This is a genomic window from Clostridia bacterium, assembly GCA_026414765.1.
Lineage (GTDB): Bacteria > Bacillota > Clostridia > Acetivibrionales > DSM-27016 > SKW86.
Genome location: JAOAIJ010000039.1, coordinates 121,648 through 133,905, shown reverse-complemented (window position 1 = coordinate 133,905; position 12,258 = coordinate 121,648). Strand labels below are relative to the sequence as shown.

The window sequence follows — 12,258 nt, the reverse complement described above, 5'->3', positions numbered from 1 at the left end:
TGGCGTTGGATTATATATCATAGATAATTTATTATTGTTAATCTCTTTTTACACTAACAACAGAACTTATACCCATTTTACACCTTATCCATAATCTCCAACGATACACTAACCAACCGGAGACTCCCCATAAATTCTATCTCAATGCTAGCCTGTCTTTTATGCCTGTTTACTTTTTTAACAATACTCTCCCACCCTCTGAGCGGTCCATCAGTTATATATATTTTATCGCCTTTTATAATACCACTCGATGGTTCAATACAATATTTGTCATTGCTCAAGCATAGTAGCATCTGCCTTTCACATTCCCTCAACGCAATTTCCGTATCTGAATACCTCAATAGCCTGATTATGATATGCGTAGCATAAATTAAGTTGCTTGTCCTTTTCATAAATTCTTGTTCGGATAACTCAGATTCAACAAACACATACCCCGGAAATAATGGTTTTAGTTCTTTCTTTACTGTACCGGCTATCTTGAAAAGGCTCTCTTGTAATGGTATAAACGGCATAAAAATATTAGAATCCAGTCGCTTCCTTAACAACTCCTCCACATTATATTCCCTTCCTGTTTGCACATGGAGTATATACCAATACATCTCTAATACCTCACAATTTAATCATAACATTTTACATAGCTTCGCCCTTTCACTTACCTCAATCGATAAGCAACCATAACATTTACTGTATATTCCTCATCAGCGGTTAACGTGCCCCTCCAACGATTAACAACCAACAAGTGCCTGTCATGCTTTAAGTGCTAATCTGTTTTATTGTTACATTTATTAATTTTGGAATATTGACTGCGTATTAGAAATAATTTTCCATCCAGTGAATCATTTTGCAAGATTATGCCAAATACTAATTGTTTGAAATTCTTTACAGCTAAGTGACTCCAACATAATTAGGATACAACATTAAGCATTATGAATAGTAATAAACATTTCGAATAGATGCAAGCTATTACAGCAAAACTCTGCATTATATGTCAGCATTTTACCAAAATATACTTTATATGTCAACCGATTTACCAACTCTGATCTATAATAACAAATTTCACCATAAAGTCCTTTTTATTATATGAGATAATTGAACTTGCTGAAGGTTTTAACTACATTGAGTTTTGGCAATACTATTAATTAGGTGATTACACATTATTTATAAGAAAAAACAAATCAACTTCTTCGGCAAAAAATAATACATATATTATTTACTTAAATGACAAACAACGACTGAGGATGATAGAACGTGTTCAGAAAAAAACTTACTAATGCTAACAAAAAGCTGGAAATGAGCCCCCACAGTAAAATATTCGCTAAGAAATCATTAGCAAAGTCAATCGAAGAAAATATCTCATTGCTTGAGAATATGTTCTCAGGCGATGAGATGTTAATTACGAGAAGATTTCAGAACAAATATTTGTCTGATGCAAACTGCTGCATCCTATACTTTGATGGAATGGTTAATACTGAACTACTCAATGAAAATATTATCCAGCCAATTTTAGGCAATAACTTATGTGAAGGAATCACCAGAAACAATCTCTTAGAGGAATTACAGTATAAGGTACTTGCAGCTAACAATATTAAGACATCAGAAGACATAAGCAAAATTGTAAATTCTATAATTAATGGGGAAACAATATTCTTACTGGAAGGTTATGAAAGAGCTCTCATTATTAGTTTAAAAGGCTGGCAAACAAGGTCCATTAGCGAGCCAGAGTCAGCAAAGGTTGTTCGTGGCCCAAGAGAAGGATTTACAGAATCCATAACCACTAACCTGTCATTAGTCAGACGAAAAATTAATAATCCTGACTTGAAATTTAAGTTTAGTGAAATCGGAGAAAGAACGCGAACAAAAATATGTATTTGTTTTATAGAAGGATTGGCACACGAAAGTATATTGAATGAACTGGAAAATCGCCTTAAAAAAATAGAAATTGATGCTGTCCTTGATTCAGGGTATATTCAGGAGCTTATCAGAGATGAGCCATTTTCACCATTTGATACTGTAGGTGCCAGTGAAAGGCCGGATGTTATTGCAGCAAAGCTTCTCGAAGGAAGAATTGCCCTGTTTGTTGATGGGAGTCCTTTTGTCCTGACAGTTCCGTATATATTAGCGGAGACCACACAATCCAATGAAGATTACTATAATAACTTTATTTTTTCCTCAATTAACAGGCTTTTCAGAACCTCCAGCGCTATATTGTCTTTAATTATCCCATCTGCATACCTTGCTATCGTAACTTTCCATCAGGAAATGTTACCCACCCACTTGCTTTTGAGCATAGCCGCTTCACGCCAAGGTGTTCCTTTCCCAACAGCATTGTCTATGTTCATTATGCTTCTTGTATTTGATGTGTTAAGGGAGGCAGGTACAAGGATGCCCTCTCCTATAGGACAGGCAATAAACATAGTAGGTACGCTGGTATTAGGCCAAGCTGCAGTTGAAGCAAGACTGGTAAGTGCCCCTGTTGTAATAATTACTTCTATATCAGGCATTCTAACATTGATTAATAAAAATCTGATAGGTTCAGTTATTATAATAAGGTTTATATTTTTAGTTTTGGCATCTATTTTAGGCATCTACGGGCTTATATTCGGTTTTATAGCACTGGTTATTCACCTGGTCAGTATTAGATCTTTTGGGGTTCCTTACATGTTAAGTATTACTTCTATTAAAAACCATAGCGGTCAGGATATTTGGATACGAGCTCCTTGGTGGACTATGACATTAAGACCTAAGATCATAGGGGCAAGGAATCTGGTAAGACAATCAAACAGAAAGACCCGGGGGAAATAATGTTTATGCGAACTTTTAAAATGCTCCTTCTTTCTCTCCTACTGTTATTTGTTTCAGCACTTGTTACAGGGTGCTGGAATTACAGGGAATTAGACCAAATGGCAGTAGTTGCAGGTGTTGCAATAGATAAAGGTATACATGAAAAATATAGCATTACAGTAGAGATTGTCGAAATAACTACAGGCAAAGAATCTCAAACAAAGTCACAGACAATTACCATCGAAGGAAAAACTATTTTTGACGCTGTAAGACATAGCATCTCCTTAATAGGCAGAAGGATCTACTGGAGTCATGCAAAGGTCGTTATTATAAGCCGAGAGATAGCAGAGGAGGGAGTTGTCCAAGTACTTGATTGGTTCAACAGAGATGCTGAAACACGTGCAGATATTCATATACTAGTATCCAAAGGCGAGAGTGCTAAGGAAATTTTAGCAGCAAAATCTCCAACAGAAGAAGTCACATCCTTTGTTCTGGATGAAATAATTACAAACCAACGAAGCCTCTCAAACGCTCCGCATATTGAAATCTGGAAGTTTACTAATATATTAGTATCCAAAGGTGTTGGTTCGATTGCAACAGCGATTGATTTAAGGCCAGAAAACAACCAAAAGCTTCCCCATATTATGGGAACAGCTGTTTTCAAAGATGATAGCCTTTTGGGTTTTATCGATGGAGAACAGACAAAGGATATGTTGTTTATTCAAAACCAGATAAAGGGTGGAATACTGGTTGCAGAGGAAAACAATAAAGAAGGTATTTCACAAGTATCGCTTGAAATATTCAATAGCAAGACAAAGATTAAACCTGTTGTCAATAATGGAAATATTGAATTTAACGTAAAGATAGAAACAAATGTTGCTATTGACGAAATAGGAGGTGTTGCAAATGTTATTGAAGATACAGGAAGAAAAAGGTTGGAAGAATCAGCAGAAAAATCGCTTAAATATAGGCTTGAGAATATTATAAGAAAAGTTCAGGAAGAATATGGTGTAGATATATTCGGCTTTGGAGCCAAATTGCGTGAAGAGAAACCTAAGGCATGGAATACTGTTTCCGATAATTGGGGAGATGTGTTTAAAACTTTAAAAGTCAATGTAGAGGCAAAAGTACATATAAAGAACAGTGCAATGCTCTCAAAACCATTGGAGATAGGTGATTAACATATGATTATATTAATATTTATAGGTTATGCTTTACTAGCCGTTTATGAGTTTGTACCCTTATACAAGCAGAAAAAGTGGGTTGACTTCTGGGTCAATGCTGCATTATACGTTTTTTCGTTTACAATTGCAGCCCTACTATCCTTAAATATACCTGTGCCTAGCCCAGCAGTACCAATAAGTAGAGCGGTCACTTCATTATTTGGAAAGTAGGTATTCGATGCGCAAGGAACAAATTACTGACAAAGAAGGCATTTGTCTTATTACCATTTTCACCATGGGAAGTACACTGATTTTAGGTATAGGTGGGGATGCTAAAAATGATGCCTGGATTGCCGGAATTGCAGGTATTATTATAGCGCTCCCACTAATACTCATATATTCAAGAATATCATCCCTCTTCCAAGGAAAAGATTTATTTGATATTTTAAATATTGTATTAGGAAAGGTTGGTGGTAAGATTGTTTCAATTCTGTATGCCTGGTATGCATTTCACCTGGGCGCATTGGTTATCCGCAACTTTGGAGAGTTTATAAATACTGTCGCAATGCCCGAAACACCAATGCTTGTTCCCATGCTATTCTTGGGTCTGGTATGTATAGCTGCTGTGAAATCAGGAGTTGAAGTAATGGGAAGATTAAGTGCGTACTTTCTCCCCATTGTCATATTTATTATACTAGTAGTCAATATATTAGCAATACCTCAATTTAATATAAGTTATATCAAACCGATTTTGGGCGGAGGTTTTTCACCTATAATAAAAGGCGGTTTCTCTGCTTTTTCATTTCCATTTGCAGAAACAATACTTTTTATAGGTGTCTTGTTTACCTTAAAAACAAAAAAGTCTCCATACAAGGTATACTTCGCAGGAATACTTTTTGCAGGAACAGTTATAGTTATGCTTACAGTAAGAAATATAGTAATATTAGGGGATCTGCTTGGAAGATTATACTTTCCTTCCCATGTGGCTGTAAGCCGGATATCTATCGGCGATTTTTTGCAGAGAATTGAAATTGCTGTTGCTTTTGTATTTGTTGTCTGTGCACTTATTAAGAGCAGTATATGCTTATTTGTGGCGAGTAAAGGTGTAAGTAAAATATTCAACTTACATGACTACACGTCAATCGTAATACAAACAGGGCTACTAATGATTTTCTTTTCTTATATAGTTTATGAAAATATCATGGAAATGCGGTATTGGGCTTTTAAGGTTTATGCTTACTATGCTTTCCCGTTTCAAGTAATCTTTCCATTGCTCATATGGATTCTGGCTGAAGTTAAGACGAAAAAAATACAGAAAACTGCATATAGTACCGAAAAAAGGATACCATAATGGGAACTGCTACAGACTTATTATTATATTCTGCTTCAAAGAAAGGTATAAGCCAAGCCTATCGTTCCATTAAACTTTTTTGATGAGTACATAGACCAATCGGAGATAGTGGTTTGTATATTTTTATATGAACTTCCAAATACATCAATTTCATTAACCTTCACACTTTCTGACCAGCCACGATGTGAGTCATCTCTGTTAAGTTCCTCTGTTTTACCCAATAAGACATAGTCAATTTTATCCTTAACAGCATTAGCAAAAAATATTCCGCCACCACATCCTGTATCAAACCCTAATTTGTATTCCTTATTTCCAACTTTAACAGGTATTTCAGGGCAACTTCTATCACCGTAGCAATTGAATGTTAGATTGTGAACTTCATTTTCATTATATCCTAAATCCTTAATCCATGTTTTATCTGCTAAAAGTATTGGTATGTATCTATAAGCAAAGAAAGCACCAACTGACACTATCAGCATAGCTATCCCAAGGATCGCAATAATCCTTATTTTCGATTTTAATTTCACTCAACTTCACTCCCATTGATAAATGCAGCCTGGCAGTATTCAACAATGTTAATCAATCATACCATTATACCACAATACTCCAATATTCTGTAAATAAAAAAGAAGTATGACTAAATCATTCTGTTATCCTATTCTTTTATTCTCTTTTAGCTTATAAAAAAGTGTCACATAAACTGAATTAGTAAATGGGGTAATAAATACAAACAGCATTTGTTTTATTGTTGAAATTACATACTTGTTTACTGGTAGAATCGCTTTATAGTCGTTAAACACATAGATATACATGTAATATGGGATATAGAAAACCCCAGTTACAACTAATATTAATATAATCGTTTTCCAGATATCACCCTCGACCAATTTCTTACTTGTACTAAAATATTGCTTCTTTTCCTTATCCAAAACTGTCATAAGCGGTGCAAATCCATATACTGTCACCAAATAAATTAATGGGGTAGCAAATATCGCAATAATCGTCCACTTAAGTATAATTCCATTCACAAGAAAAAACGGGACAATAACTCCGGCAAAAGGTACTAATAGAACAAGAAAGAACTGGATATTTACTCCAACATATTTCCAGAATCTTTCTGAAGCCACATTTAGCGCACCTTTTATGCTGATGTCTTTTTCCTTATACCTTGCCGCTATACAAACATAAGTGGCTATCGAAAACTTAATACTAAAATATAAAAATGGAAACATCATAACAAACAAGAAAAGTTTGTACACTAAAACCATTGTAGTCTCTTTGAGTAGGTACTGAAAAACGATAAGCGCATTACTCAACAAGTTAATGAGAAATGCAATAAATGATATTTTTATAAAGAACCAGAGATTTTCTTTGTATAGCCTAATTGCTTCATTTACAACTGCCATCATATTTAATTTAGGTATTTTAAAACTGTTATTGCTCATACATGACCCCTTTCAAAAAGATCTTCTATATATAACAAAATTAGACAACCTTTATTACCATAGCATACCAAATTTCCACAGCACTGAATAGTATATGATTGGTCTTGAGCAATATACCTTTAAAACGCATGACAAAATCTGCATTGCAGTATAAAGGTCTATTTATCCGGCTCCGCTACTACTTCTATCTTCTATACAGTAAGACTTCTTAGTCCTATAAGCCACAGAAAAAAATAGAGAACATTTTCAGCCCTCTACCTGGTATCTGTCTGGAAATAGCGGTTTCACCTCTATCCCCTTATATTGTTATAGTAAACCACCCTTTACGGGTGGTTAAGATTCGTAGCAATAAAATTTATCAGGTCCAACCTACGGGTACCTTCTTAAAGCGGATACGGCTTCTACCGCCTTCATTTCTTACATTGACTACAACAATATGGTTTACTTGATTTACGTTTGGAGGTGCTCCAGCACAGCCTGACAAAACAAAACGAGTATCCTCGATTTCAGCAGTGTCGTAGGCATGCACATGACTCACAAATGCAATAGAAGCCTTATCCTTTATTTCGTGGAGGAAGGGCTCCCTGTTTATAGTGAAAGTACCACTATTAGTTGACCACTCGCTGCTTTGAGGCGGAACATGGGTAGCGACAAAAGTATTATGCAGACTTTGCTGCAGACTTTGCCGGAGAAATTTTAGTTCTTCCGCCGTCAGCCCATATTCATTATAAACAAAGTGATATAAAGTGTTTAGAGCGATCATAGTCAACTGATATTCGGGCACATTCAGAAGGAAGTGTAGAGGTCCAATGATGGACAGGAAATTTTCCGGAGACCAGGGACCACTTGGTGTAGGCTCCAGCTCATGGTTTCCTATGGTGACAAATAAGGGGATATCAGGTACAAGTTCATTCTTTACTACAATGAAATTTTCGAGGAGTTCTCTACTTCCTGTAAAAACGATGTCACCTCCGTGCATGATGAACAGCGGGTTAAATTTTTTTGCTTCGTTAAGAGCAGCTGCAAAAATTTCATTACTGGTATAGCTATAGTGGGGAACATTGATTTTTTCTACCCAGCTGTCCCCTAAATATACAATATTATAGTCAATTGGGCTTAATTGACCTTTTCTCCTGTTAAGCAACTGTAGTGACTCTTCATATAATCTCATAATTCCACCTCGTATACTTATTACTATACAGATATGCTGAGTAGACATAAAATGTCACCAGTGTTTTGATAAATTCTTTTACCTTCATTAACATAACTATATTTGTTGATAATGGAGGCTGTTGATTTGAAGCGATGGAGTAACACTATAAATAGAGTTTTCATAATATAGTATAGAGGTGAACTTAAATGGCAATTATTGTGAAAGGTTCCTGTATTGGAATCAAATTTACACGTGCAAATAATGAAGAGTATTGTTCACATTCGGATAAAAGCGGGCGGTATTGCATCCATAATGGAAAATTTACGTATGCAATAGTGAATGGGGCTAAGGTCGATACCTTTAATACGAATGCTATTAATAGTGTGGAAGTAGTAGTTTTTAACCACGCAGGACATTGTACGAGTGGAAATCCGAATTTTAGTGAAATCGGAGTATTCAATGTGAGGGAGGTCCAGCTGGTTCCGGGCTTCAATTATCGTTATAGGGATTTCGAGAATCCTATCAGGTATAAGGATATCAGCGGTTATTGTAAAGATTTCCGGCCGGGCTCTTCATACTATACCATCCATAAAAATGATGTTGATAAAATACTCCCTACCCAATCCATTGCTTTTTGTTACATAAGGGATGACGGGAAAAGAGATGTACACAACGGCAGATATTTGTATTGGCAGGATAAAGACCTGAACCGGCACTGCATACTTAATCAATCGGATAAGCCTTACCGTATTTGGTATAGCCATATGATATTTAATGGGAGTGGGAATTTAGTGCCTGAGCTGCGATATAGGAGCAACATCCTGGGCTTCAGAAGGATCCCATAATTTATTTCATTGGTTAATATTTAGAATAAATACCCATACTTCGCAACGGTAGCCTTCTGAATCTTCATTCTCCGGTGGATATACCTCGAGTTCAGGGGCATCAGCGTACTCGTATCCAGTTGCTGTAAAAGAGTGCATTACAAATAAAACCTGACCGGTAAAATTTACTAAGCATTACTTGCCAGCAGTACGTAAAACAAAAGCTAATTATCTCTACGCATTAAGCTGAAGCTTTGAGCTGTTGGCCCAATATCAGGCTGGCCTGCCAGAAATAACGCAAGTGGGATAACATCTTCAGGCTGCTTTTGCCACTCGCTTTCCATTGCCTGAACTTTATTACTACTGGTTTTAGCATTATCATCAATCGATGTTTGTACAGGCCCTGGAATTAATTCATTTACACTGATTTTGTACTGCAAAAGTTCTTGAGCCAATATGCGTGTCAGCATCCATAAGCCGGCTTTTGAACAGGAATATGCTGCACCACCTGCATATCCACGGTGTCCAAGGCCTGAACCTACAGTGATTATCTTACCCGCACCCCTCTGCTTTAGATATGGAATAGCTGCATGAGCGCAGTAGTAGGCTCTGTACAGATTAACATCAAGCGTTCTCTTCCAGTTTTCAAATTTACTGTTTTCTACTGTTTCCCGGTCATAGTTTGCGCCTGCATTTATAACCAGGATATCAATACCTCCAAAATTCTGTACAGCTTTTTCAAACATACTATTAACTGATTCAATACAAGTAACATCTGTTTTTATTGCTATCGCCTTTCCGCCCTTCGCTGATATTTCATTTACAGTTTGCTCGATTTCAGCTTCTGTCCTAGCTGCACAGACAACATCCGCACCTGCATTTGCATAAGCTATTGCAATTGCTTTTCCTATGCCTCGCCCTGCTCCGGTAATAACCGCTACCTTGCCCTTTAAGACTTCATCATAATATATATTCATAATGAAATATCACTCCTTTTTCTTTTTTTCACAAGGTTTGTTACCGAAAAGTGTATAAGAATTATTGCAATGATAATATTCAGCAATTTTGTGAATGTCTCAGATAAAAAACTATGAAACAGCATTCCTAAACAGACAATTAAACTCAAAAATACAAACGTTGATAGTGCAGCTCCAATGCCGAAAAAAAGTACATCTGTTTTACCCATTTTATGTTCTATTATCTTTACAGAAAAGACTCCAGACCAAAACAATATCGTAATGGGATTTGAAACTGTAAGAATAACCGCTTGCCAGAATCCGCTTAAAGCATTTACGTTGCCAGCGATACCCGATAATTGGGGGAATATGTCTATGCTACATGCAGCTCCCAAAATGATATTTAGACTAAAAAGTAATATTACGGATGCTCCTATTATAGTAAATAACCGTTCATGTCTTTTCAAATCGACAAGCTTTGAAATGCCAACAGTAGCTAGAAGAATATATAATGCATCAATTAATGTAACTCCTATGACAGCAAAAATGCCTTCTGTAAAACCTCTGTTGCTTGCAAGATTAAAAATAAAAACACATACCGGTCCAACCGCAAGCTGAAGTAACATTCCAAATCTGAAACCTTTTACAATCATATTGAATCCCCTAAAAGTACCAATTTAAATAGCCTCCATAAGAAAAATTGTACATGGACGAAAAATACCATGTACCAACATTATACATCTAGAGTTTTCATAATTCTACCACATCAAAAAATCAGATTTATATGTCATAATCACCGAATAGTACGCATACCCTTATGCCAAAAATCCTAAAAACATGCTCGTTTTTCTCACTTATTAACATCATATTTGGATATAACAGAACGAATTCTTACTGAATTTTTGCCCTAAATACAACAAGAAGCCCTTATATAAGGACTTCTTGTTGTATTAAAATTTGAGTTATAATTTGGAGGCGCCACCCAGATTTGAACTGGGGAGTAAAGGTTTTGCAGTTCCCTACAGTTAATCCAGTTGTCACAACCCAGTTATTATAAGGCTTTGAGCCTGTTTACTCTTGCAGAAATGTAACGGTTACCTTCAGTTTACTACTGCTAACCCTGACAGTCAAGTTACAGCAAGCTTACAGCAGATATTACCAGCCTCCTTTGTAAAACGGTAAGTTATTTCTGTACAGGTAGATAAATCTTCATATCCGTTTCCATTGAGATTGAGCCATCAATAACAATCCATTCTTCTACCCATTGGTGTTTTCCACCTTTAGTTTTTGTTATATCCTGCCAGCGCAGCATATCCTTCCATGCTTTCGGAAGGTTTTTTCTTATAGTTTTGCTTGTAATATAGTCGCCACCCTCAAACACTTTCAGTTTTATTTTTTCATCAGTATTTTCAATATTTCTATCGTAAGTTACCATAACCTCATACCACTGTTTATCTTTGTCTTTCTCAATGTTGTAGTTATGATAAGTGAAAAAACTATGTTGTTGACCTTTAAAAAGGCCACTTTTGTTAGCCCAATCAAGAATTATCCCCCACGCCTCAAATGGAGCCTTCTTCTCTACTCCATTTACCCGACAATACACTACCTGTACTGGCAGTATCTGCTCCGGCACCTTATCTTCCTTATCAGCTATTGGCATATACAAGTCAACTTTGTGTTCACCCTGGGATTTATCCCTATCCCATTCACTAAATGGCAGGTGTTCCTCAAGATACTGGTGTTTACCCAAGCCATATTTGCTTACCTTTAACCACTCTCTAAACCTGTCCCATGTAGTTACAATGTCTTTGATAAATGTTGATGTAACGGCATACATTCCACCTTCAAACAACTTTGATTGAACCTTGTCATCATTAACAGCATAGTCTTTGTCTATCGTCATCCATACTTCATAACCATAAATTTCATCACCTGGCTTCGAGTCAGGAGAGTCAAATCCAAATATGCGGTATTTAGTATCTCCTACATGCAGTTTACTCCTTTCCGCCCATTCCCTCAACACAGCAAAAGCGTCGTTTTCTGGAGTTCTGCTGTATGCCTTGTAATATGCAACCTTTATTGGTTCAAGCCTTTTGAAAACCTTTATATCTGGGTACTTTTTAATGAGTTCTTTATCTTGAACTTCAAAATATGTGTCCATTATATCAATCCTTTCAAATCTGAATAAATTCATTCCTGTCCTACACACCTTCGGAGTGCACCCCAATTGCTGTTTAAATGCCCTTGTAAACGCTTCCTGACTTTCAAATTGACATTCCAGTGAAATATCTAAAATCCTCATATTTGTATTAGTTAACAGCATCGAGGCATGAGAAAGCCTTCTCCTTCGGATATAGTCCTTAACTGTATACCCGGCAATAGAGTAAAACAATCTGTAAAAGTTTGTTAATGACATATCAGCTTTTAAAGCAATTTCCTCTAACTCTATAGGCTCTGTAAGATTATCTTCTATAAAATCAAGTGCATTTTGAACGCGTTCATAGTAATTCATTTACTTGCTCCTTCTATACGAATTATAGCAAACATCATCTTTTCATTTTTGATATTTTTTTCAATATTGCAGA

At 36.1% G+C, this 12,258-nt stretch carries 12 protein-coding genes; 5 read left to right on the top strand and 7 right to left on the bottom strand.

What is annotated here, in order from left to right; genetic code table 11:
- Positions 1 to 77: 77 nt before the first annotated feature.
- Positions 78 to 599, bottom strand: coding sequence for an antiterminator LoaP (loaP, locus tag N3I35_14635; protein ID MCX8131317.1), 522 nt, complete (start codon positions 597 to 599; stop codon positions 78 to 80).
- Positions 600 to 1,290: 691 nt separating this feature from the next.
- Between loaP and N3I35_14630 the strand changes: the two genes are divergently transcribed.
- From N3I35_14630 to N3I35_14615, 4 genes are read left to right on the top strand one after another with little or no spacing between them, the layout of a single operon-like run.
- Positions 1,291 to 2,802 carry a spore germination protein gene (locus tag N3I35_14630; protein ID MCX8131316.1) on the top strand — a complete coding sequence of 504 codons (1,512 nt, stop codon included), beginning with the start codon at positions 1,291 to 1,293 and terminating at the stop codon, positions 2,800 to 2,802.
- 5 nt (positions 2,803 to 2,807) lie between these two features.
- A complete protein-coding gene (locus N3I35_14625; GenBank protein ID MCX8131315.1) occupies positions 2,808 to 3,962 on the top strand; it encodes a Ger(x)C family spore germination protein in 1,155 nt (384 codons plus the stop codon).
- A gap of 3 nt (positions 3,963 to 3,965) precedes the next feature.
- Complete coding sequence (locus N3I35_14620) at positions 3,966 to 4,175, top strand: hypothetical protein (GenBank protein ID MCX8131314.1); 210 nt, start codon at positions 3,966 to 3,968, stop codon at positions 4,173 to 4,175.
- Positions 4,176 to 4,182: 7 nt separating this feature from the next.
- Positions 4,183 to 5,295: an endospore germination permease gene (locus tag N3I35_14615; protein MCX8131313.1), complete on the top strand. Its 1,113-nt coding sequence runs from the start codon at positions 4,183 to 4,185 to the stop codon at positions 5,293 to 5,295.
- 35 nt (positions 5,296 to 5,330) lie between these two features.
- Here N3I35_14615 and N3I35_14610 read toward each other — a convergent pair whose 3' ends face one another.
- The 3 genes from N3I35_14610 to N3I35_14600 all read right to left on the bottom strand — a co-directional run bounded on the left by N3I35_14610 (position 5,331) and on the right by N3I35_14600 (position 7,911).
- On the bottom strand, positions 5,331 to 5,822 hold the full coding sequence (locus N3I35_14610) for a hypothetical protein (protein ID MCX8131312.1): 492 nt from the start codon (positions 5,820 to 5,822) through the stop codon (positions 5,331 to 5,333).
- A gap of 123 nt (positions 5,823 to 5,945) precedes the next feature.
- Positions 5,946 to 6,740: a hypothetical protein gene (locus N3I35_14605; GenBank protein MCX8131311.1), complete on the bottom strand. Its 795-nt coding sequence runs from the start codon at positions 6,738 to 6,740 to the stop codon at positions 5,946 to 5,948.
- A 358-nt stretch (positions 6,741 to 7,098) separates the two neighbouring features.
- Positions 7,099 to 7,911: a metallophosphoesterase gene (locus N3I35_14600; GenBank protein ID MCX8131310.1), complete on the bottom strand. Its 813-nt coding sequence runs from the start codon at positions 7,909 to 7,911 to the stop codon at positions 7,099 to 7,101.
- 188 nt (positions 7,912 to 8,099) lie between these two features.
- Here N3I35_14600 and N3I35_14595 point away from each other — a divergent pair, with 188 nt between their 5' ends.
- Positions 8,100 to 8,738: a hypothetical protein gene (locus tag N3I35_14595; protein ID MCX8131309.1), complete on the top strand. Its 639-nt coding sequence runs from the start codon at positions 8,100 to 8,102 to the stop codon at positions 8,736 to 8,738.
- Positions 8,739 to 8,941: 203 nt separating this feature from the next.
- On the opposite strand, the gene N3I35_14590 is transcribed toward N3I35_14595, so the two are convergent.
- From N3I35_14590 to N3I35_14580, 3 genes are all read right to left on the bottom strand, one after another.
- Positions 8,942 to 9,694, bottom strand: coding sequence for an SDR family oxidoreductase (locus tag N3I35_14590; protein MCX8131308.1), 753 nt, complete (start codon positions 9,692 to 9,694; stop codon positions 8,942 to 8,944).
- The gene (locus N3I35_14585) at positions 9,691 to 10,326 is read right to left on the bottom strand and encodes a LysE family transporter (GenBank protein MCX8131307.1); all 636 of its coding nucleotides are present in this window, start codon (positions 10,324 to 10,326) and stop codon (positions 9,691 to 9,693) included. Before N3I35_14585 ends, N3I35_14590 begins: the two co-directional genes overlap by 4 nt.
- 530 nt (positions 10,327 to 10,856) lie before the next feature.
- Positions 10,857 to 12,185, bottom strand: a complete 1,329-nt coding sequence (locus N3I35_14580; protein MCX8131306.1) for a helix-turn-helix domain-containing protein — start codon at positions 12,183 to 12,185, stop codon at positions 10,857 to 10,859.
- Positions 12,186 to 12,258: the final 73 nt, after the last annotated feature.